Source organism: Dactylosporangium sp. NPDC049140 (assembly GCF_040648435.1).
In genome coordinates, this window is the sequence record NZ_JBEZDS010000032.1 from 1 (window position 1) to 21804 (window position 21804).

Annotated in this window: 21 protein-coding genes; 13 read left to right on the forward strand and 8 right to left on the reverse strand. The window is 73.1% G+C overall.

What is annotated here, in order from left to right:
• Positions 1-451, forward strand: a 451-nt coding sequence (locus AB0B76_RS37595) for a hypothetical protein (protein ID WP_360384613.1), incomplete at its 5' end; no start/stop codon positions are given.
• Between the two features lie 48 nt (positions 452-499).
• Here AB0B76_RS37595 and AB0B76_RS37600 read toward each other — a convergent pair.
• From AB0B76_RS37600 to AB0B76_RS37610, 3 genes are all read right to left on the reverse strand, one after another.
• Positions 500-745 (reverse strand): hypothetical protein, encoded by a 246-nt coding sequence (locus AB0B76_RS37600; protein ID WP_360384615.1) that lies wholly within the window; start codon positions 743-745, stop codon positions 500-502.
• Complete coding sequence (locus AB0B76_RS37605; RefSeq protein ID WP_360384617.1) at positions 742-1401, reverse strand: 2OG-Fe(II) oxygenase; 660 nt, start codon at positions 1399-1401, stop codon at positions 742-744. The genes AB0B76_RS37600 and AB0B76_RS37605 overlap by 4 nt, the downstream gene beginning before the upstream one ends.
• Before the next feature lie 124 nt (positions 1402-1525).
• The gene (locus AB0B76_RS37610; RefSeq protein WP_360384619.1) at positions 1526-2440 is read right to left on the reverse strand and encodes an MBL fold metallo-hydrolase; all 915 of its coding nucleotides are present in this window, start codon (positions 2438-2440) and stop codon (positions 1526-1528) included.
• A gap of 141 nt (positions 2441-2581) precedes the next feature.
• Here AB0B76_RS37610 and AB0B76_RS37615 point away from each other — a divergent pair, with 141 nt between their 5' ends.
• Positions 2582-3487, forward strand: a complete 906-nt coding sequence (locus AB0B76_RS37615) for a helix-turn-helix transcriptional regulator (protein WP_360384620.1) — start codon at positions 2582-2584, stop codon at positions 3485-3487.
• A 50-nt stretch (positions 3488-3537) separates the two neighbouring features.
• Here AB0B76_RS37615 and AB0B76_RS37620 read toward each other — a convergent pair whose 3' ends face one another.
• Positions 3538-5160, reverse strand: a complete 1623-nt coding sequence (locus AB0B76_RS37620; protein WP_360384622.1) for a carboxylesterase family protein — start codon at positions 5158-5160, stop codon at positions 3538-3540.
• A 728-nt stretch (positions 5161-5888) separates the two neighbouring features.
• Between AB0B76_RS37620 and AB0B76_RS37625 the strand changes: the two genes are divergently transcribed.
• Entirely contained in the window at positions 5889-7904 is a 2016-nt protein-coding gene (locus AB0B76_RS37625; protein WP_360384624.1) for an alpha-L-rhamnosidase C-terminal domain-containing protein, read from the forward strand.
• A 19-nt stretch (positions 7905-7923) separates the two neighbouring features.
• On the opposite strand, the gene AB0B76_RS37630 is transcribed toward AB0B76_RS37625, so the two are convergent.
• Positions 7924-8664 (reverse strand): AraC family transcriptional regulator, encoded by a 741-nt coding sequence (locus AB0B76_RS37630; RefSeq protein ID WP_360384626.1) that lies wholly within the window; start codon positions 8662-8664, stop codon positions 7924-7926.
• 54 nt (positions 8665-8718) lie between these two features.
• Between AB0B76_RS37630 and AB0B76_RS37635 the strand changes: the two genes are divergently transcribed.
• Positions 8719-9828 carry an MFS transporter gene (locus AB0B76_RS37635; RefSeq protein ID WP_360384628.1) on the forward strand — a complete coding sequence of 370 codons (1110 nt, stop codon included), beginning with the start codon at positions 8719-8721 and terminating at the stop codon, positions 9826-9828.
• A gap of 7 nt (positions 9829-9835) precedes the next feature.
• On the opposite strand, the gene AB0B76_RS37640 is transcribed toward AB0B76_RS37635, so the two are convergent.
• Positions 9836-10750, reverse strand: a complete 915-nt coding sequence (locus AB0B76_RS37640; protein WP_360384630.1) for a LysR family transcriptional regulator — start codon at positions 10748-10750, stop codon at positions 9836-9838.
• Positions 10751-10822: 72 nt separating this feature from the next.
• On the opposite strand from AB0B76_RS37640, the gene AB0B76_RS37645 reads away from it, so the two are divergent.
• The 4 genes from AB0B76_RS37645 to tsaD all read left to right on the forward strand — a co-directional run bounded on the left by AB0B76_RS37645 (position 10823) and on the right by tsaD (position 16652).
• Positions 10823-11725: a DMT family transporter gene (locus AB0B76_RS37645; RefSeq protein ID WP_360384632.1), complete on the forward strand. Its 903-nt coding sequence runs from the start codon at positions 10823-10825 to the stop codon at positions 11723-11725.
• 538 nt (positions 11726-12263) lie between these two features.
• Positions 12264-13022 carry a hypothetical protein gene (locus AB0B76_RS37650; RefSeq protein WP_360384634.1) on the forward strand — a complete coding sequence of 253 codons (759 nt, stop codon included), beginning with the start codon at positions 12264-12266 and terminating at the stop codon, positions 13020-13022.
• A 25-nt stretch (positions 13023-13047) separates the two neighbouring features.
• Positions 13048-15672, forward strand: coding sequence for an FxSxx-COOH system tetratricopeptide repeat protein (gene fxsT / locus AB0B76_RS37655; protein ID WP_360384635.1), 2625 nt, complete (start codon positions 13048-13050; stop codon positions 15670-15672).
• Positions 15673-15680: 8 nt separating this feature from the next.
• The gene (gene tsaD / locus AB0B76_RS37660) at positions 15681-16652 is read left to right on the forward strand and encodes a tRNA (adenosine(37)-N6)-threonylcarbamoyltransferase complex transferase subunit TsaD (RefSeq protein ID WP_360384637.1); all 972 of its coding nucleotides are present in this window, start codon (positions 15681-15683) and stop codon (positions 16650-16652) included.
• Positions 16653-16667: 15 nt separating this feature from the next.
• Here the strand turns inward: tsaD and AB0B76_RS37665 are convergent, their stop codons facing one another.
• Positions 16668-17648, reverse strand: coding sequence for a zinc-binding dehydrogenase (locus AB0B76_RS37665; protein WP_360384639.1), 981 nt, complete (start codon positions 17646-17648; stop codon positions 16668-16670).
• A 107-nt stretch (positions 17649-17755) separates the two neighbouring features.
• On the opposite strand from AB0B76_RS37665, the gene AB0B76_RS37670 reads away from it, so the two are divergent.
• From AB0B76_RS37670 to AB0B76_RS37690, 5 genes are all read left to right on the forward strand, one after another.
• Positions 17756-18367: a TetR/AcrR family transcriptional regulator gene (locus AB0B76_RS37670; protein ID WP_360384641.1), complete on the forward strand. Its 612-nt coding sequence runs from the start codon at positions 17756-17758 to the stop codon at positions 18365-18367.
• Positions 18368-18412: 45 nt separating this feature from the next.
• Positions 18413-19186, forward strand: coding sequence for a phosphotransferase (locus tag AB0B76_RS37675; RefSeq protein ID WP_360384643.1), 774 nt, complete (start codon positions 18413-18415; stop codon positions 19184-19186).
• 96 nt (positions 19187-19282) lie between these two features.
• A complete protein-coding gene (locus AB0B76_RS37680) occupies positions 19283-19630 on the forward strand; it encodes a hypothetical protein (RefSeq protein ID WP_360384645.1) in 348 nt (115 codons plus the stop codon).
• A complete protein-coding gene (locus AB0B76_RS37685) occupies positions 19627-19980 on the forward strand; it encodes a hypothetical protein (RefSeq protein ID WP_360384647.1) in 354 nt (117 codons plus the stop codon). The genes AB0B76_RS37680 and AB0B76_RS37685 overlap by 4 nt, the downstream gene beginning before the upstream one ends.
• Positions 19977-20609 carry a DUF2306 domain-containing protein gene (locus tag AB0B76_RS37690; RefSeq protein WP_360384649.1) on the forward strand — a complete coding sequence of 211 codons (633 nt, stop codon included), beginning with the start codon at positions 19977-19979 and terminating at the stop codon, positions 20607-20609. Before AB0B76_RS37685 ends, AB0B76_RS37690 begins: the two co-directional genes overlap by 4 nt.
• On the opposite strand, the gene AB0B76_RS37695 is transcribed toward AB0B76_RS37690, so the two are convergent.
• Positions 20548-21693, reverse strand: coding sequence for a hypothetical protein (locus AB0B76_RS37695; RefSeq protein WP_360384651.1), 1146 nt, complete (start codon positions 21691-21693; stop codon positions 20548-20550). The two genes, AB0B76_RS37690 and AB0B76_RS37695, sit on opposite strands and share 62 nt — an antisense overlap.
• Positions 21694-21804: the final 111 nt, after the last annotated feature.

Consider the following 21804-nt stretch of genomic DNA (forward strand, 5'->3'; position numbering starts at 1 on the left):
CAACTCGTCCATGGGGCTCCTCCCGGATGCCGGTTGGCCACACGAACAAGCCACGGATGACCCGGCCCCTTCGCTCCGACCCCACCGCGCCCAGCTGGGCGAGACCCGGACGCACCAGCGCCGCGACGGGCTGGAGGGCGTGCTCGTCGACGCCCGTGCGCAAGGGTTCGCGGAGTTCGACCCCGCACAGACCGTCTGGATGGAGGTGCAGTACGACCTGGACGGCCACTGGGGAAATGTGGACGACCTCGACCTGCGCAATGCCATCATGGCCCACCTGGATGAGGTGCTCGGCTGGACCGGGCTCGGCCGCTGCGACGGTGGCAGCATCGGATCGGGAGCGATGGAGGTCGCCTGCGTCGTGGTGGACGCCGACATCGCCCAGCGGGTCGTCGGAGCCGCACTCGACGGCTCCCGGTTTCCCCGATTCTCGCGAATCAACGTGAGGTGAGGGCGCGGCGGGCGGCTCTGCTGCACGTCGAACGACGGGGCGGGAAATTCAGTGGTCGCGGGGTCGGATCATGCCCCGGAGAGCCTTGACGACCAGCCGGCCCGCTCCGAGCAGCGGGAGTGCCGCGCCGGCGAGTAGGACCGCGGCGCCCTGTCGTGGGACATCCAGGCGTACGGCGCGCACACCGCCCGGCGCGCTGCTGGAGCTCATCGACGGGGGCCGCGCGACCTCGCTGCAGGAGCCGGCGGCGACGCTCGTGGTCCGCAGCAGCACCGCGGCCGCCCCGCGCCTCACTCGGCGTCGTGGAGGACCAGACCCAGGGCGTGGCGGACCCCCGAGCGGACCACGCTGACCCCGTGGCGCACCGGCGCCGCCGTCCACCCGCGGGCCGAGCGCACCGGCCGGTCCCGCGTCGTGAAGGCCAGGCCGTGGCCCCGCTCGAGCGGCATCGCCGTGCCCCGCGACTGGGCCCGCGGGCGCTGCTCCACGAGGAGGAACTCGCCGCCGGTGTAGTCGCGGCCGTACTCGTCGAGGCCGACGACGACCTGGAGCGGGAAGACGAGCTCCCCGTACAGGTCGCGGTGCAGCGCGTTCCAGTCCCCGGCCCCGTAGCGCAGCAGGATCGCGGTGGACCTGCGCTGCCCGGCGGCGTGGCACATCGCCGTCCACTCGTCGAGCGTGTCGGGCCAGGGCGCCGGGCGGCGCAGGCGGCCGGCCCACTCGCGGGCGATCGGGAGCAGCTGGGGGTACACCTTCTGGCGCAGTTGTTCGATGAACTCGGGATACGGTCGCTCGAAGTAGCGGTAGCGGCCGGAGCCGAAGCGGTGCCGCGCCATGTCGACGGTCGAGCGGAACAGCTCCTCCCGGTCGAACAGCGCGGCGAGCTCGCGGCACTCGGCGTCGTCGAGCAGCCGGCCGATCGGCGCGCAGCCCAGGTCGTCGATGGTCACCGCCCCATCGTGACCCGGGCGGGGTCGCCGGGCTTGCGGGAATCGGACCTCTATTTGTGGTACCGCAAGGCCTGCCACCGCGTACGGCGTCGCCCGGCGACCGGTGTGCGACGCCGCGGCGGCATCATCCGGCGACCGAACTCGTCAGGATCGGCTCCCAGCCGTCGATGGCCGGACGGCCGTCACGGCGGGTGATCCGGGCCACGCCGGTGCCCCGGAAGTGCGCCGGCAGGATCAGGCAACCGCGGTCGGCCGCATCGGCGAGCAGGCGTTCACGGCTTGCGGCAGCACGTGCCGGATCCTCGCAGAAGCAGCTTGCGAGGTGCGGCTGAGTGACCTGCAGCGGGCTGTGCAGCAGGTCACCGGCGAACAGCGCCGACTCTTGCGCGGAGTGCAGTGCCACGACCGCGGAGCCCGGGGTATGCCCCTCGGCGAGGTGCAGCGTGAGCGAGCCGTCCAGACGGTGGCTGTCGCCCTCCCACAGCTGCAGCTGCCCCGCGGCGGCCAGCGGCGCGACACTGTCCTCGAACGCGTTCTGGTTGCCGCGGCCGAAGCCCGGGGTGTGCGGCCCCTGCGGGTCCCAGAAGTCGTGCTCGATGCGGTGGACGAGGTACGTCGCATTGGGAAACGTGGGCACCCATTCCCGCCCGTTCAGCCGGGTGTTCCAGCCGACGTGGTCGAGGTGCAGATGGGTGTTGATGACAACGTCGACGTCCTGCGGCGCGATCCCGAGTGATGCGAGCCCGCCGAGGAAGTCGCTGGAGTAGTGCGACCAGACCGGCACGTACGGGCGTTCCTTGTCATTGCCGAGACCGGTGTCGATGAGGACGACCTTGCCCTCGCTGCGCACCACCCAGGTCTGCACTGCGGTACGCACCTGACCGTCCGGCCCGACGAACTCCGGCACCAGCCAGTCGCTGGCCTCCTGCCACAGCGCCGGGTCGGAGCCCGGGAAGAAGTCCGTGGTGCTCAGCCCCACGGGGGCGGAGAATTCGACCACACGGGCCACCAGCGCTTCGCCGATCTGCAACTCGTCCATCTGTCCTACCTCCGATGCGGCCGCCGCAGTGCGCGGCGGCGCTACCGAGGCTGCCCGGCACCCGGGCCGACGGCCACGCCCCGCTGTGGCTACCCCTGACCGGGGTTGGCTTCGGCCCGCGGCATGCCACACACTCGCAGCATGAGTGATCCCGGGCCCCTCGGCGCCTTCCTGGCCAGCCGCCGTGCGCAGCTGCGGCCGTCGGACGTCGGGCTGGTCGACTACAGCGAGCGCCGCCGGGTGCCCGGGTTGCGGCGAGAGGAGGTCGCGCAGCTGGCCGGGGTCGGGTTCTCGTACTATTCGCGCCTGGAGCAGGGCCAGTCGCTGAACGCCTCGCCCGACGTGCTGGACGCGATCGCCCGCGCGTTGCGGTTCACGGACGTGGAGCGGCGTCATCTGCACACGCTCGCCCGGTCACCGCGGCGCGGGCCGGCGCGCGTTCGCAGCGCGCCGGAGCGCATGGCGCAGGAGACGGTGCACCTGCTCGCCGCGATGGGCGACGCACCGGCACTCGTGCTGGGCCGCCGCAACGACGTGCTGGCCTGGAACCGGTGCGGCCATGCCCTCTTCGCGGGGCATCTGCCGCTCGAGGCACCCCGCCGCGCCGACACTCGCCCCAACATGGCCCGCCTCGTGTTCGGCGATCCGCATGTGCGCGACCTGTACGCCGACTGGCCGGCCAAGGCCCGCGCCGTCGTCGGCAACCTCCGCCTGCTGGTGGGTGACGACCCGGAGGACCCGGCCCTGCGTGAGCTCGTGGGCGCCCTGTCCATCGAGAGTGCCCAGTTCGCCCAGCTGTGGGCCGACCACCGCGTCCGCGACTGCGACATCGCCGAGTACACCATGCGCCACCCGCTCGTCGGCGAGCTGACCGTCACCCAGCAGACCCTGGCCGTCCCGCTCGCGCCGGGCCAACGGCTCGTTGTCGCTACCGCGGCGACCGGCAGCGACGCCGCCGTGAGCCTGGCGTTGCTCGCGCACCTGGTGTCCGCAGCGCCGGGCGGACCTGCCGCACTGGACGAGCTGGCGGGCCTCGGCGGGTTCTGAACCGAGGCTCCGGGACGTATCCTCCGTGGCCTACCGGCCCCTTGGGCCGATCAGGCGCGGTTCAACCAGTACAACCTCTCGTCCTTGTCCGGATCGGCGACGATCCGGCACTCGGCGTCGATCCACATCGTGGCACGGTCCTTCAGGGTGTAGGCGGGCCATCTCGGCACGTGCGCCGCGGTCGGACGGCCCGTGCGGGCGAAGCCCGCCCACAGTTCGCTCATGTGCCGCGCGGTCGCCAGCCGCCCCGGCGATTGATCCGCGTAGAGGAAGAAGTCGAGATTCTTGTCCGTGTTGGCGAACTTGAGGTTGATGTCCGACGCGTGCGGCGAGCCGAGCGGGAAGTCGGTGCCCGGCACGAGGGTCGGGTTCTTGTAGGCGAGCTGGTACATGTACACGGGCGCGGCGCGCTGCGCCACCTTCGCCTCGGCGATCTTGATCGCGTCGCGCCAGATGGGCGAGGTGGTGATCGCGAAGTAGAGCTGAGCCGGCGTCGCGCCGGGCCGCGACGTGCGGAAGGTCCGGATGATCCGGTCGAGCTCGGCGCCCGGGTAGGTGCTGCTCAGCTCCCGGCGCAGGCCGGCCTCGTCGATCCGGAAGATGTCGGGCGGCCCGAAGAGACTGAAGAACACCGTTTCGTCGCGGCAGGTGCCGCACATCAGTGGTTTACCGGCCGAGAAGGGCGCGACGCCGTCGGCGAAGGGGTGCCGCGGGATGACGCTGCCGTCGACGAACGCGCCGAAGCCGGGGAGCGGGTCGGGGTCGCCCCAGGGCGCGACGCCGTTCGCGGCTTCGGACTGCTGGATCTCCAGCAGTCTCGCGGCGGGAATTTCGTGCAGCCGGGGAATGTCGGCCGTCGTCAGTCCCAGGAGCTCCAGCGTCCGCCTGGCCCGGGCGGTGGCGCCTTCGCGGGTGGGGAACCGCAGCGGCGCGGCGCTTTCGATCGAGGCCTTGTGGAACAACGGCGTGGCGCCCGGCATGGTGTAGATGGCCGCGGTCTTGGCGCCGCCACCACTCTCGCCCCAGACCATGACGTTGTCGGGGTCGCCCCCGAAGTTCTCGATGTTCTCCCCGGTCCAGCGCAGCGCCGCGAGAATGTCGAGCATCCCCTGGTTGGCGGCGTAGTCACCGCCGGCGAGATCTTCCAGGAACAGGTAGCCCAGCAGGCCCAGCCGGTGGTTGGACTCGACCACCACCACGTCGTAGCGCTGCGCCAGGTGGGTGCCGTCCTGCCCCGTGGCGGAGCCGGAGCCGATCATGTAGCCGCCACCGTGGTTGTAGAACATCACCGGTCGCCGCCTGCAGTCGGCGGCGGGGGTCCAGACGTTGAGATAGAGGCAGTCTTCGGACGGGGCCGGCATCCGGCCGTTGCCGTTGGCGCCCATCTCGTTGCCCGCGGCCTGGAACGCCGGGTTGGGAAAGGCCACCGCATCGCGCACGCCGGACCAGCTTCTGGGCGGCCGGGGAGCCTTGAACCGGAGTTCGCCGAGCGGCGCCGCGGCGTAGGGCACGCCGAGGAACTTGACGATGCCCTCCTCGCGTCGGCCGCGCACCTTGCCGTAGCGGGTGGCCGCCTCGTCCGTTCTCCCGGAGCCCCGGGCGGCGGCCGGGAACGGAATGCTCATCCCGGCGGCCAAGGACAGCGACCGGCCGATCATCGTTCTGCGGTTCATCCCCGAGCCTGTCATCAGACCTCCCGCTGGTGTTCCGTGGCGAGCCCGTGCCGCTACCGCCGGACCATGAAACGATTCATTCCGGCCTGCTCTTCGCTTCTCCGGGTGAGGCCACGCGGAGACTGGGTAACGTTTCCCAGATGTTGCGGCTGACGTTAGGAGCACACCCCGCACGCGGTCAAGACTTCGAGGGAAATCACTGTCCAAGTCTCGCGGTGGCGCGGGTAACGTTCTCCAGAAGCACCCAGAAGCACCCAGAAGCGCCGGGCCGCTGGGCGCGGTGTTCGGCGCGGCGGTGCAGGCACCACGGTTCCGCCGGCCGGCTCTGGCGCGACGCCCCGGGCCGCCGTGGACACCTCGTCGGGCCCGGTCACCGGCCGGCATGGCGCGGCCACGGTGCGCCGAGCCGATCCGCCGGCATGATGGGCAACGTTTGCCGCATGGTGTGCCTGTGCTACTAGGCAAGTCAAGAATTCGACCGGATCCTTGCTCATCTGATCGTGCAACGTTTCCCGCGCCGGGAGGAATCCGGCGGAACCGTCCACAGCGCCCCGCCCGCCCGGACGTGCCGCTCTTGACGAGGTTGCCGCGCCGCTCGTAGCGTAGTGACTATCACCGATGTGAAACGTTTCATACCGCCGCTGATGAACGTTTTCGCGTCTCCCGAACCCCTGTTCTGGCCGGCGACCGCATCTGCCGGTGGCCGGTCCCGCCCTCATGGAGGTTCAATGCGCAACAGAGCCGTCCCCGGACTCCGCGCCCGACGGGCCACGGCGGCCTTCGCCGCCATCGCGACCGGCGTCGCCGCGACCACGATCCTGTCGGTGCAACCGGCCCAGGCCGCCCCGCCGACATGGCCCGCCGACCCCGGCTGGCAAAGCCTCGTTCCCGGCCCGAGCAGCGACAACGTCCGCCCCGTCACCGTCACCCGCACCAGCGGATCGGTCACCAACGCCGGTGCCCTGACCGGTCAGAGCACCGGCTCGACCACGCTGAGGACCACCTCGGCCACATCGCCGGCGACGATCGTGCTCGACTTCGGCAAGGAGGTCGGCGGCACACCGAACGTCACCGTCGCCGGATCCACACCGTCGAGCGGATCGGCCAACTCCGTGCGGATCACCACCAGTGAGGCGCTGCCGTACCTCACCACCAGCAATGGGCTCTACAACAACGACAACGGCTCCCCCATCACCGTCGCCGTCAACGCCGCCCGGACCTACACGGGGGCGCTGCGCGGCGGCTTCCGCTTCATGGCCGTCCAGCTGACCACGCCGGGCACGCTGACGCTGACCGCCGCCGGCGTCGGCTTCAAGGCCTACCGGGCGGGCGCCGACCGGTACCAGGGCTGGTTCATGTCCAGCGACGACCAGCTCAATCGCATGTGGTACGCCGGTGCATACACCGCCCAGATGGACATGGTGCCGACCGGCGTCGCCTCGTGCTTCACCGCGCCCGTCATCTTCGACGGCGCGAAGCGCGACCGCGCGGTCTGGTCCGGCGACCTCATGATCACCAATCCCGTGGTCCAGCTGTCACTCGGCAGCGGCAGCGTTCCCTACGTCAAAGGATCCATCGACAGCATCTTCAACCTGCAAGCCTCAAACGGGCGGCTCACCAGCGCCGTGGGCTTCCGCGGCTGCGGCACGTTCGACTACGCGATGACGTACTCGGCGTACTCGGCCATCCTGGCCGTGCAGTACTACCGCTACACCGGCGACACCGCCTACATCACCGCCCTGCGCCCGAAGCTCGAGTCGGCCACGAGCTACCACGCGACCCGGCTCGACGGGTCCGGCCTCGTCGTCACCAACGACCCCGACTACTGGCAGACGACCCAGAGCGGCGAGGTCACCGAGTACAGCCTGGCCTACTACGAGCTGCTGCAGAACATGATCTGGATGGAGGGCAAGGTCGGCACCACGGCCAAGGTCACCGAGTACACCACCAAGGCGAACACGCTCAAGAACGCCATCAACACCCGGCTGTGGAACCCATCCGCCGGCCTGTACCAGCACACCGACAGCCGGCCCGGCGTCTTCCCGCTCGACGCGAACATGAACGCCGTCCGGCTCGGTGTGGCCCCGCCGGACAAGGTGGCCGGCATCCTCAGCTACTTCAGAAGCCGCTGGCAGGCCCACGGCAGCACCATCACCCAGCCCTCGCCGAGCATGGCCGATCCCTCCGGGCACACCATCGAACCGCTCAACAACACCTGGGAGGCCATGGCCAGGTTCTCCAGCGGCGACCCGGCCGGCGCGATCGAACTCATGCGACGGCTCTGGGGCATCCAGGTGGATCCGGACAGCGGCTACTACACCGGAACCCTCTGGGAGTTCGTCAACGGCAACGGTCTGCCGTCCCGCGGCTTCGACAGCCTGGCGCACGCCTGGGGCGCCGGCCCGACCCAGCTGCTCACCGAGTCGGTCCTCGGCCCCACGGCGGTCGACCCGGGGTACGCCGTCTGGCAGGTCAAACCGCAGCCGGGCCCCTTGACGTGGGCGCAGGGCCAGGTGCCGACCTCCAGAGGCCCGCTCACGGTCCGATGGGCCCGGGATGCCGCCGGCCAGTTCCGTCTGCAGGTGGCGGCGCCGGCGGGCACGAGCGGTCAGGTCTGGGTGCCGCTGCTGACGACATCCGCGACCAGCACGGCACCGTCCGGCGCCACATTCGTACGACGCGACGGCACCTACGACGTCTACACCGTCGGCGCGGGGACGTTCGAGTTCGCCTCGGCACCGTAGCCGAGACCCGAACCCACGCTCAGCGCAGGTGCGTGCCCGGGGTGTGCCCGAAGGCGCGGCGGAACACGTCGATGAACGCGCTCGCCGACGACCAGCCGCACCGGTGGGCCACCACGGTCACCGGGGTGTACTCGGCGAGCAGCACCAGCGCGTGGTACAGCCGCAGCTGGGTCCGCCACTGCGGGAACGTCATGCCGAGGTCCGCCTGGAACAGCCGCGTCAGGGTCCGCCCGCTCGCCCCCGCCGCGGCGCCGAGCGCGGCCAGGGTCCGGTCGTCGGCCGGGTCGGCCCGCAGCATCGCGCACACCGCCCGCAGCCGCGGATCGGAGGGTGCCGGCAGGTGTACCGGCTGCTGCGGGGCGGCGCGCAGCCGGTCCAGCAGCACGGCCCGCAGCCGGCGGCGCGGCGCCGACTCGTCGTGCGGCGGCCGGGTGTACTCGACGATGAGCTCCCGCAGCAGCGGCCCGACGGCGAGCACGGTGGGCTCGCGCAGCCGCAGCGGGTTCGTGGCCGCGGGCAGCCCGAGCAGGTGCAGCTCGAGCTCGCCGTGCGCGTGATGGGCGTGCACGGTGCCGGCCGGCACCCAGATGGCCCGTGTCGCCGGCGCGATCCACGACCCGCGGTCGGTCGTGATCGCGAGCGTGCCCCGCGCCGCGTACACGATCTGGTGGTCGTCGTGGCGGTGCGCGGTGATCCCGGTCCCACGGGCGAGCGTCTGCACCCGCGTCGGCGCCGCGGCGACGTGGCGGATTTTCGTCATTGATTGGCATTCTATCGGAAGCGGGACACGGCCCCGGGCCGCGAGCATGGTGCAGTGATCAGATTGTCCGCCGGGCACGCGAGCGTCGACATCTACCAGGGCATGGTGGCCGCCCTCGTACCGTTCTTCGTGGCCGAGCGCGGCTACGGCTACGCGGCCGCCTCCGGCATCGTGCTCGCGGCGTCGCTGTTGTCCTCGGTGGCCCAGCCGGCGTTCGGCGCGCTGACCGACCGGTGGGCGCTGCCGTGGCTGCTCCCGCTCAGCACCGTCCTCGCCGGCCTGGGCATCGCCGTCAGCGGCCTCGGCGACTCGTACGCGCTGACCCTCGCGGCCGTGGCGGTGTCGGGCCTCGGCGTCGCCGCGTACCACCCCGAGGCGGCCCGGGTCGCCCGGATCGCCAGCGCCGGCCGGCACACCGGGATGGGCTGGTTCTCCTTGGGCGGCAACCTCGGCTTCGCGGCCGCCCCGCTGGTCGTCGCCGCGGTCATCGGCGCCGGCGGCCTGCGCTGGTCGCCGCTGCTGGTCCTGCCCGCCCTCGCCGGTGCGGCCCTGGGCCGCCACCGGCCCACCGGGAAGAGCACCGCCGTTGCCGCCGCGGCCCCGATTCCCGACGACAAGGCCGCGTTCGGGCGGCTGTCCCTGGTCGTGGTCCTGCGCTCGGTGGTGTTCGTCGGGCTCAGCGCGTTCGTCGCCCTGTACGCCCCGCAGCGCACCGCGGGCGGCGTCTGGGCGGGCGGCGCCGCACTGTTCCTGCTGTACCTCGGCGGCGCCGTCGGCACCGTGCTGGGCAGCCGCCTGGCGGAGCGGTTCGGCCGGGTCGCGGTGCTGCGCTGGTCGTACCTGACGGCGGCGGTCGCGGTGGCGGGGGTCGTGCTGGTGCCGGGGCCGGCGTTCTTCGCGTTCGTGGCGCTGGCGTCGGCCGGGTTGTACGTGCCGTTCTCGCTGCAGATCACCCTGGCCCAGGACTACCTGCCGTCGCGCGTCGGCACGGCGAGCGGGGTCACCCTCGGCCTGGCGGTCAGCGTCGGCGGGGTCGTCAGCCCGCTCATCGGTACCGTCGCCGACCGCACGTCCCTGCAGACCGCCCTCGCTCCGCTGATCGTGCTGCCGGCCGCGGGCTGGCTGGTGGCCCGCACCCTGCGCGAGCCGTCCCGACCGGCGTGAGCGACCGTCACCACCGGCCCGGACGGCTCCTCTCCACCGCGTCGAGCAAGGCGATCAACGCGGGCGCAAGCGGGCCGTCCCGGGTCACGGCGACCAGGCGGCGCCGGAGCGTGGCCTCGGCGATGTCCCGGACGGCCAGCGCCGGGTCGGCGCCGGGCAGGGCCAGCGGCGGCATCAGGGCGACGGCGGCCCCGGCCCGCACCAGCTCGAGCTGGACGTCGGCGTCGTTCGAGCGGTGGCGCAGGTCCGGCTCGTAGCCGCCGAGCGACCGGCAGGTCCCGACGACCATGGCGTGGTGCCCGGTGCCCTCGGCGGACACGGCCCAGATGTCGCCGCGCAGGGCGGCCACCGCGACGGGCCCGCCCGCCCGGGCCAGCGGATGGGCGGCCGGCAGGACGAGCTTGAGCGGCTCCTCGAGCAGCGTCGTGAAGCGCAGCCCCGCCGGGCGGGGCCGGGGATGGCCGTCGTACTCGTCGCCGATGACCAGGTCGACCGAGCCCAGCCGCAGCCCGGGCAGGGACTGCTCGAGCTCGAGCTCGAACACCTCGACCCGGACCCGCGGGTGCTCGGCCATCATCGTCGCCACGGCCGGCACCAGCAGGCGCCGGGCCGCCGACTGCAGGCCACCGGCGCGGACGGTACCGCGGATGTCACCGGCGAGCGCGGCCAGGTCGGCCTCGGCGGCCTCGGCCGCCGCGAGCAGCACCCGCGCGTGCTGGGCCAGGAGCCGCCCGGCGTCGGTCAGCCGCACCCCGCGCCCGGCCTTGTCGAACAGCCGCGCCCCGGCCTCCTTCTCCAGCAGCGCCAGTTGCTGGGACACGGTGGAGGGGCTGTAGCCGAGCGCGGCGGCGACCGCGGCCAGCGTGCCCCGCTCCTCGAACTCCCGCAGAAAGCGCAGCCGCCGCAGGTCCAGTGCGGTCATGTAGAAATCCTAACGAATCAGCTCCACAAATCATCGCTGGACCCGATGACTCCGGTCGCCGACCCTCGACGGATGGGATCACTGCTGTGCCTCGTCTCCGCGGCGTGCTTCGGCGCCCTGGCCATCTTCGGCAAGCTCGCCTACGACGCCGGCGTCTCCCCCGGCGCGCTGCTGCTGGTGCGCTTCACCCTGGCCGCCGCGCTGATGGGCCTGGTCCTGCTCGCGCGGCCGGACCTGCGCCGGACGGGCCCGGGTCCACGGGGCCGCCGGGTGCTGGTCGTCGCCGTCGGGCTGGGCGCCGTCGGGTACGCCACCCAGGCCGGCCTGTTCTTCTCGGCCCTGCGGATGATGGACGCCACGCTGCTGTCGCTGATCCTGTACACGTACCCGATCCTGGTCACCGTGGCCGCGGTACTGCTGGGCCGGGACCGCCTCACCCGCGCGCGCGGCGCCGCCCTGATGGCCGCGTCGGCCGGGACGCTGCTGGTCCTGCTCGGCGCGGGCGGCGGGAGCTTCCACCCGCTCGGGGCGCTGCTGGGCTTCGGCTCCGCAGTCGTCTACACGGTGTACATCCTCGTGTCCGACACCGTCGTGGACCGCCTGCCCCCGGTGGTCCTGTCGACGCTGGTGATGACCGGCGCGGCCGGCTCCTTCGGCGCGCGGGCCCTGCTGACCGGCGGCGTGGACCTGGGCTTCGGGCCGCAGGGCTGGTTCTGGCTGGCCGGTATCGCCGTGGTCTCCACGGTGGCGGCGATGCTGACGTTCTTCGCCGGCCTGCGGCGCACCGGCCCGTCGACGGCCGCGATCCTGTCGACCTTCGAGCCGGTGGTCACCACGGCGCTGGCCGCCCTGACCCTCGGCGAGCTCCTCACCCCGGTCCAGTTCGCCGGCGGGCTGCTGGTCCTGTCGTCGGTCGTCGTGCTGCAGCTGCGGCCGGCCCATCGAAGTATTGACATGGAACGAAGTTTCACGTGAGGTGTCGGCATGCTCCGACGTGTGCAACGCACCATCGCAATCAGTGCGGCCGGCCTGACCGCGCTGGCCCTGGTACCGCTGGGCAGTTCCCCGGCCGCCGGCGGACCGCTGCCCGACCCGGCGGTGGCGGTCGACGGCAACCTGCTCGCCAACTCCTCCTTCGACGTCGGCGACCAGGATCAGCACCCGGTCGGCTGGACGATGACGAAGACCGGCGCCAATGACGCCGTCCTCATCAGTACCGAGGCCAACCGCCACGACGGCTGGGAGGCGCTGCGGGTCACCGACGCCACCGCGGCCGACAACATCTACGTCCGGCACTACGTGACCGCCTACGCGGGCGTGAGCTACACCGCGAAGGCCTGGCTCAAGGGCGCCTCCGGCACCGAGGCGTCGCTCTACCTCGAGTTCTACGACGCCACCGGCGCCCGGATCGGCGCCAGCAGCACAACCCCCGAACGCCCCGCACGGCCGCCTCATCGCCACCACCAAGCAGCGCACCGTCGACATCTCCGCGTCGCCGGGCACGAACGACCGCATGGCGTTCGTGTCCACCAGCACCGACTTCGTGACGTGGACCGCGCCGCGCCTGGCCGTCGAGGGCGACTACCGCGACGCCGAGGCGGCGCGCGGGGCCGGCGGCCTCGAGGCCCAGGTGTACGGCATGCCGGTGTACCCGTACGAGGGCGTGTACCTGGCGCTGCCGTGGATGTTCACCATCACCGACGCCGGCGCCAACGGGGCCGGCGGCGGCCCGATCGTGCCCCAGCTCGCCACCTCCCGCGACCAGGACCTGCTGCGCTGGTCCCGCCCGGCCCGCGACCCGATCCTGCCCCTGGGCGACCAGGGCGCCTGGGACGACTCGATGATCTTCACGTCGAGCACCCTGCAGACCACCGCCAGCACCGTCTCGGTGTACTACGGCGGCTTCAACGTCGACCACGGCGGCGGCCCGGGCCAGTCGGCGCGCATCGGCCTGGCCACCTGGCGCCGCGACGGCTTCGTGTCACTGCGCAACGCGGGCGACGAGCCGGGCACCGTGACGACGAAGCCGGTCACGTACACGGGCAGCGCGCTGCACCTGAACACCGACGTGTTCGCCGGCGGCAGCGTGAAGCTCGAGGTGCTGAACGCGTCCGGCACCGTTGTCGCGACGTCCGACCCCGTCACCGGCGACCAGCTCGACACGACGCTCACCTGGGCGAGCGGCGTGTCGCTGGCCAGCCTGGCCGGCCAGCAGGTCAGGTTCCGCTTCACCGTGGACGGCGCCGACCTGTACTCGTACTGGATCGCCTGACCGGGTTCGGTACATACTCGGCGGTGTGGCGCCAGCACCCCTGAACTTCGACCGGTCTCAGGGCATTCAGATCGGTGACTACAACCAGCAGGACGTCACGGTCGTACAGATTCCGGCGACGGCCCTCCCCGCACCGGACACGGTTGAGCCGCCCGCGGGCACGCACAACCTGCCCGAACCGGGGGCCGGGCCGTTCGTCGGCCGGGCCGACGACCTTGCCGAACTGGCCGATCGGGCCGCCACCCGTGGCGGCCCGATCGGCGAGGCCATCCACGGGCTCGGCGGCGTCGGCAAGAGCGAGCTCGCACTGCGCTACGCGCGCGCCGACCGTGACCGGTACCGGGTGATCTGGTGGATCACGGCGGACGGCCGCGACGACATCGCGCTGGGCCTGGCCGCCCTGACCCGCCGGCTGCATCCGGCGCCGTCGTACACCGACCCGGAGAGCTGGGCCGTCGGCTGGCTGCAGAGCCACGACGACTGGCTGCTCATCCTGGACAACGTCGAGGATGTCGCGGACGTGGAACGCCTGCTGGGCGCCGTCCGGGGCCACGGGCGGGTCCTGATCACCACGCGACGCAACCTCGGCTCGGCGATCTGGACCCGCCTGGGCCTGCGGCCGGTCGAGCTGTCCGTGCTGGAACCGGCGGACAGCGCCGAGCTGGTCGTCCGGCTCACGGGCCGGCCGGACGAGGCCGACGAGGCCCGCCTCCTCGCCGACGACCTGGGCGGTCTCCCGCTCGGGCTGGAGCAGGCGGCCGCCTACATCGCCCAGCGCGACATCACGATCGCCGAATACCGGCGCCGGCTGGCCGAGCAGCCCGGCCGCATGCACGCCACCGCCCCGGAAGGCGGCCGTCCCGACCGCATCGTGCAGCGCGTCTGGGCCGTGACGATGGAGACCGTCGTCGCCCGATCCCATCTCGCCTACCACTTGATGGGCGCCCTCGCGTTCCTCGCCCCGGAGCCGGTACCGGTCTCGTTCCTGAGCCCGCTGGCCAAGGGCGACGAGCTGGCCGTCGAGGACGGGCTGGCGACGCTGGTGGCGTACAGCATGGTGCGGCGCAGCGGCGGCGACGTGCAGGTCCACCGGCTGGTCCAGGCCGTCGTCCGGGCCCAGCTGGCGCAGGTGACGCACCCCGAGCCCGAGGGCTTCGACGACGCGGCGCTGCACCAGCGGTACGCGCTGGAACTGGTCCTGCTGGTCATGCCGCTGAACCCGTTCGACAACACGGCCTGGCCCTGGTGGAGCCGGTTCCTGCCGCACGTCATCGCGTTGGCCCGGTCGCTGCGGCCCGGAACGATGCTCCTGGAGCGGCGCGACGACGCCGTGGTGACCGCCGATGCCGGATACCTGCTGGACCGGTCCGCCACGTACCTGTTGTCCCAGGGCCGGTTCGCCTCGGCCGTCGACCTGTTCGACGAGGCGGTGAGCCGGCAGCGCCTGTTCGGTCCGGACGACGTGCTGCCGCTGAGCTCCCGGTTCAACCTGGCCGACGCGTGCCGGCGCGCGGGCCGCTACGACCGTGCCATCGCCCTGTTCGTGTCCCTGGCCGCCGACTCCGCCCGGATCATGGGCGCGCAGCACCAGCTGACCCTCGATGTCCGGGACTCGCTGGCCGGAATCTACGGGGAGGTGGGCCGGTGGCCGGACGCGCTGACCCTGCTCCGGGCCACGGCCGCGACGCGGGCCGAGGCCTTCGGCCCCGACAGCGACGAGTCGCTGCGGGCCAGGAGCCGGATCGCGGCCGTCCTGAGCCAGGCGGGGCGGCACGCCGAGGCCATCGCCGACCTCGAGCAGGTGGTGCGACGACGCGAACAGCTGCACGGTGCCGAGCACCCGGCCACGCTGAGGGCCGGTGCCGACCTGGCCGGAATGCAAACTCTGGCGCACCGTCACGACGAGGCCGTCGCGCTGTACGAGACGGTGCTGGATCGCTACGAGGGACTCTTCGGCGCCGACGATGCCCGCACGCTCATCGCCCGGCACAACCTGGCCTTCGCGTTGCACCGCGCGGGCCGGATGACCGAGGCCACCGACCGGTTCGAGGCCCTGCTGCCCGACCTCGAGCGCGTCCTCGGCGCACGGCACCCCAGCACCCTCGACGCCCGTGAGGTCCTGGCCGACGTGTACTGGCAGACGGGGCGTGACGTCGAGGGGGCCGAGGCGCTGATGAGCGTGCTGAAGGCCTTCACGGACGTCTACGGCTGGTCCCACCCCCGCACCATGACGGCGCGGACGACCGTCGCGGGGCATCTGCTGATGGGAGGTCTGTACGCGGCCGCGGTGCCGATCCTGGAGGCCCTCCTGAGCGACTACGAGGCCACGTCGCCGGCCGACCACCCGCACCGGCTGGCCACCCGCGACAACCTGGCGGCCGCCTATCTGTACGACGGTCGGCTGGACAAGGCCATCCCCCTCGTGGAGAGCGTGTACGCCGACTACCGCCGCGTGTACGGCGACGCCCACCCCGACACCGTGGTGTGCCGGAACAACCTCGCCCAGGCCCGCCTGAACGCCGGCCGGACCGAGGAGGCGATCGCCCTGCTCGTGGAGAACGAGCGGATCTGCGCGGACGCCTTCGGACCGGCCCACCCCACCACGATGCAGGCCCGCGAGGCTCTCGCCCACGCCCGCGGCGCCCGCTGATGCCGGCCATGATCCTCGGTATCGCGACGCCGTACGACGCCACGGCGGTGGCCCTGGTCGGCCCGGACGGAGAGGTTGTCGCGGAGAGCGCTGCCGCGCAGTGGCACGTCCACGCCCGGTACGGGGGCGTCGTTCCGCGACTGGCGGGCGACGAGCACCGCGCAAACATCCTGCCGGCCGTACGAACGGTGATCGACCGGGCCGGGGCCGACCCGCGGACACTGACCGCCATCGGCGTCGCCCGTGGCCCCGGCCTGATCGGATCGCTCAGGATCGGACTCGACACGGCCGCGGCACTCGGCCTCGGCTGGCAGGTTCCGGTGTTCGGCGTCAACCAGCTGCGCGGGCGTGTCCGCAGCGCCGAGCTGGGGCGTCCGTCGATCCGGTACCCGGCGCTGATCCTGCTGGTGTCCGGTGGGCAGACCCTGCTCGCGCACATGCCGAGCATCGGCGAGATCGCGGTGATCGGGCAGACGCGGGACGACGCCATCGGCGACGCCTACGAGAAGGTGGCCAGGCGGCTGGGGCTGGGATACCCGGGCGGCCCCGCGGTGGATCGAGCGGCGCAGTCGGGCTCGGCGAACGTTCCTCTTCCCCGCCCGCTGCTGAACAAGGGCTTCGACTTCTCGTTCTCCGGCCTGAAATCGGCGGTGATGCGGCAGCTGCACAGCAGCCCGGAGGACCTCTGCGCCTCGTTCGTCGCGGCCTGCACGGAGGTGCTGTCGGCCAAGACACGCCGGGCGCTGCGGGCGTACCCCGCCGAGTCACTCGTGGTCGTCGGCGGCGTCGCAGCGAGCCCGCAGCTGCGCGCGGCCGCCCGGGAACTGTCCGCCGACGCCGGCATCGAGCTCTGCCTGCCGCCCCGCCGGTGGTGCACCACCAACGCGGCGATGACCGCCATGACGACCTGGGACTACCTCGCGCACGACATCCAGCCGCTGCCCGTGCCGAGCCCCCGGCTGAGCATCGCGTCCTGGTGACGGGCGGCCCGGAGCTCAGGGCCGCAGGGCAAGCTTGCCCACGGTGGCCCGCGCCTCCAGCTCCGCGAGCACCTTCGGCCCCTGCGCCAGGTCGTGGACGGTGGGCTGCGCCGGCCCGAGGACCCCGGCGGCGAGCAGCCCGGCCATCTCCCCCATGACCGCGCCGAACACCTGCGGTGCGGCCTGGATCAGGACGCCGATGTTCAGGCCGATGACGTGGACCTGGTGCTTGTACACGAGGTCCCAGTTGCTGACCGTGGCCTCCCCGCCGGCCAGGCCGTAGACGACGACCCGGCCGGTGACGCGCCTGGTCGCGGCCAGGCTCGCCGCGAGGGTGGCGCCACCCGCCGACTCCAGCACCAGGTCGGCGCCCGCGCCGCCGGTCAGGCGCAGGACGTCGGCGGCGAGGTCGGGGCCGTGGGAGTCGATGACGTGGTCGGCGCCGAGGGCGCGTACCGCCTCGTGCTTGCCCGGCGCGGCCGCGGCGATCACCGTCGCCCCGTAGTGCTTGGCCATCTTCACCGCGGCCTGGCCGGTCGCGCCGGCCGCGGCGTGGATCAGCACGGTCCGGCCCGCCTCGACGCCGCCGAGTGGCTTGAGGGCGGCCAGCGCGGTCGGCCAGTTCACGACCAGGCCCAGCGCCTCGTGGTCGGCCCAGCCCGCCGGCACCGGTACCGCGGCGGCCGCCGGCAGCACCAGGTACTCGGCGAACGCGCCGCCGGCGATGGCGACGCCGATGACGTGGGCGCCGGGCTCGGGGCCGGTCACCCCCTCGCCGGCGGCGACGACCTCACCGGCCGCCTCGATGCCGGCCACGTACGGCGGCCGCGGCCCGCCGGCGAACGTGCCCCGGGCCTGCGAGAGGTCGACGAAGTTGACCCCGGCCGCGGTGACCCGGACCAGGACCTCCCCCGGGCCCGGGCTCGGCACGGGGGCGTCGCCGATCAGCCGCAGGTCCTGCGGGCCGTTCAGGGACGTCTGCTGCAGCGCGCGCATGGGAGCTCCTCGTTGTTTATCGAACGACCAACAAATGGTGCATGGCCCCTCGGCGCCGGGTCAAGCTAAACTTGGTCGATCGACAAACAAAGTACGGAGACGCACCGATGGCCAGTCGCGGCAGACCGCGCACCTTCGACCCGGACACCGCCCTGCGCCAGGCGCTGGACGTCTTCTGGGAGCGCGGCTACGAAGGCACCTCCCTGCACGACCTGGCCCAGGCCATGGGCATCGCCTCGGCCAGCATCTACGCCTGCTTCGGCAGCAAGGAGGACCTCTTCCGCAAGGTCATGATGTTGTACGGCCGGACCGCGGGCGAGCCGCCCCGGCGCGCGCTGCGCGAACAGCCGACCGCTCACGCCGCCGTCCACGCCATGCTGCGCGCCACCGCCGACCAGATCACCGGCCCGGACACCCCGCACTACTGCATGCTGATCCTCGCCGCGCCGACCGGCGCCGTGGAGAACCACGCGGTGCGGGAGTTCCTGGCCGACCGCCGGCGCGACATGCACACCACCATCAGGGACCGCCTCGCCCGGGGCGTGACCGACGGCGACCTCGACGCGCCGCCCGCCGGCCTCGACGCCCTGGCCCGCTACTACACCACGGTCGTGCAGGGCCTCTCGATCCAGGCCCGCGACGGCGCCACGCGGGCCGAGCTGGAAACGGTCGTCACGTGCGCGATGGCCGCGTGGGACACGCTGACGGCAGCGGCCTGAACAAACCGGTATCGCGGCCCGGTCGAGGCCTGGTACACACGGCGGATGCGCGAAGAGGCCCTGCCCGGCGGCAACACCACCGGCGCCGTCCTGATCGACGGCACCATCCGCAAGCCGGCCGCCGCGTGGACGGCGACGGTGCACGCCCTGCTGCGGCACCTCGAGCGGGCCGGCTTCGACGCGGCGCCCCGCGCGCTCGGCTTCGACGAGCAGGGCCGCGAAATGCTCACCTACCTGCCCGGAGAGACGCTCGGCGGCCGCGTACCCCGGCCCGCCTGGGCGTCGGCCGACGCGATGCTGACCCAGGTCGGCCAGTGGCTGCGCCGGGTGCACGACCTGACCGCCGGCTTCACCCCGCCGGACGACGAGCACTGGTTCATCGGCGGCGCGATGGCCCCCGGGCTGGTCGTCGGGCACCAGGACGCGGCTCCGCACAACGCGGTGGTCGACGGCGACCGGCTGGTCGGCTTCTGCGACTGGGACATCGCCGGTCCGTCCACACGGGAGTTCGACCTGGCGTTCTCGGCGCTGACCTGGGTACCGCTCGCGTCGCCGCACGACCGCACGCCATTGAGCGACGACGACCGGCGCGAACGGTCCCGGCGCCTGCACCTGCTCCTCGACGCGTACGGCTACGACGGCGACCGGGGCGTCTTCGCGACCGTGGTACCGCAGCGGGCCCGGCGACAGGCCGGCGTGATCCGCCGCACGGCCGACGCCGGCGACCCGGCGTCGATCGCCCTGCTACCCGTCGCCGAGCTTCTCGAGCGCTCCGCAGCCGACGCCGAGACCCTGCCGGACACCTTCTGGCGGCGCTGAACGCGCGACCGGCGTAGCGCGCGTACGCAGGTTTGCGTACGCGCGGGCCGCTGTGCGGGGGACGCCGATCGATGCCGCGCCGCGAATGATCGGGGCATGACCAACAAGTCCGCGACCTGTGTCGCGCTCGTGCTGGCGGCGGTCGGCGACGCCGGGCCGGAGATCGTCGCCTCGCGGAGTCTCTTCGCCGGGTACGACGGGCCCGGGCCCCTCATCTACCTCGGCGTCGCCGTGGTCGTGGCCGCCGTGCGGTGGCGGTTCGCGCCCCTGCTCGCCGTGGCGATGTCCGCGCTCTTCCTCGCCGGCGGGTTCGCCAGCGCGGAGTTCGCCGGCCGGCTCACCGGCCCGCCCTCCGTCGGCTTCTTAGCGGGCTGGCTGCAGGTGCTCGGTTTCGCGGCCGCGATCCTCTTCGGGACGGCCGCCGTCGTGAGGAGGAACGCGTGAACGCGAAGACGAGACTCGCCCTGGCCGGGCTGGCGGTCGGCATCGCCGGGCTCGTCGTGCAGTGGATCGCGGACCCGGTCAAGTTCGGCGGGTTCCCGCCGGGGATCGCCTTCATCGCGGTGTGCGGCACCCTGACCGCCGTGCTGGCCCGGCGCTGGTGGGCCCCGATCTTCGCGGTGCTGGTCTCGCTCTGGATCGCCTTCGGCGGGTGGGCGGCCGGCCAGATGACGCCGAACCTCACGTCGGACAACCCAGGAACCGTCGTCGGTACCTCGGTGATGACGCTCGGCCTGCTCTTCGCCGCGGTCACAGGCGTCGCCGCGATGGTCGCCGCCCGGCGGGCCCGGTGAGGCGAGCGCTGCTGATCGTCGTCGCGCTCGGTTTCGCGCTCGGGCTCAGCTACCCGTACCTGGGCCTGGACCCCGGCGACAGCCGCATCGAGGTCCCCGGCGGCCTGCAGTACGCGGTGCTGGTGACGCACATCTTCGCGGCCGCGGTCGCGCTGGTGCTCGGCCCGTTGCAGCTGCTTCGCCAGACAAAAGGCAGACGGCACCGAACGCTCGGGCGGGTGTACCTGCTCGCCGGCGTGCTGCCCGCGGCCGTCGCGGCCGTCCCCGTCGCGCTGTGGTCGGGCCGCCTCCTGACGCAGGTCGGGCTCATCACCGCGGCCGTGCTGTGGCTCGTCACCGGCGGCCTCGCGTACCGGGCGGCGCGAAGGCGCGACTTCGCCGCCCACCGGGCCTGGATGCTGCGCAACTACGCGCTGACGTTCCTGGCCGTCACCGCGCGCGTCCTCGTCCCGTTCCTCCTGCTGGTCCGGATCCCGTTCGGCGGCGCCGACCCGGCCCGCGTGCCCGAGCTGATCCCGATCGGTCAGACGCTCGGCTGGATCGTCAACCTGGCGCTCGTCGAGCTGTTCATTGTCCGACGCACCGCCCGATCGCGTACCAGGCCACCGCCGCTGCCGCCGCCCCCGTGACGAGCGCGACGGCCACGAGCGTCAGCGTCGCGACAGGCTCCACGCGCCGGGTCACGCGCGCGGGAACGCCCTGGCGGCGCAGGGCGACGAGGTCGGCCCGGCTCGCGCCGAGCGTGGTGACGGCGAGACCGGCCGCGCCCAGCAGGATCGCGGCGACGCCGGCCAGCAGCGAGAAGCGCGTGCCGAGCGCTCCGCCGGAGCGGCTCAGCACCGCCCGCTCGGCGGCGACGGTGCGCTCGCCGGTGACGGTCAGGCCGCCGGCGGTCAGGGCGTCCACAATGGACTGCGGGGTACCCGGGGCGAGCCACACCTCGGCCTGGTCGGCCGCGCCGGAGTCGCCGGCGAGGCGGTCGGCGTACTCGAGGTCGACGAGTGTGCCGTGGGAGCCGAGACGGGGCAGGGTGTGCACGGTCGCGGCGGCCGTCACGGGCAGCGGGGTGTCGTCGAAGGCGTCGAGGAGGCCGTCCGGGGGCGGCGGCGCGGTCGACACCACCGGGATGCGGTCGGGGACGCCGGCCGGGCGCAGCAGTCCCACGCCGGGCGCGGCGCCGGCCTGCAGCGTGAACGTGACGCCGTCGGGGGCGGCGGTGACCGATCCGTCCGGCGGGGTGCGCCAGTCGCGGGTGGGCGGGTCGTGCAGGGTGAACGTGACCGTCGGGCCGGCGGTGCCGGGCAGGCCGACCTCGAGGCCGGCGAGGCGGCAACCGGCGGTGCAGGCCGCTCGCCCGGAGTACACCTGGCGGCCCGTCCGCAGCGTGCCGAGGCGCACCTCGAACCCGGGTGCGCCGTCCAGCGGAGCCAGGCGGGCGACGAGGTCCGGGGCCAGGCCGTCGAGGCGGGTGGCCGTGACGGTGAACGCCACGGTGTCGCCCCGCATGGTGACGGGCGGCGCGGCCGGGATCGGGTGCAGGGCGCGGGCCAGGCCGGGCAGCGACTCCTCGGCGTACGAGGGGTGCCAGACCGCCACCGTGGACAACCGCGTGGCGTCGACGGCGAGCAGGTCCGGGCCGGGCACGACCGCCATCGCGTAGCGGGCGTCCGGGTCGGCGGCGCGGGCGACGGCGAGCAGGCGCTGGCGGGACACCGGGCCGAGGGTCAGCACCCGGCTCGCCGACCGCGACGTCGGCCCGCACGGCCCGGTCCGCGGCGGCGGCGGCGGCGGCGGCGAGGACGGTGCTCGCGAAGCCCAGCAGTG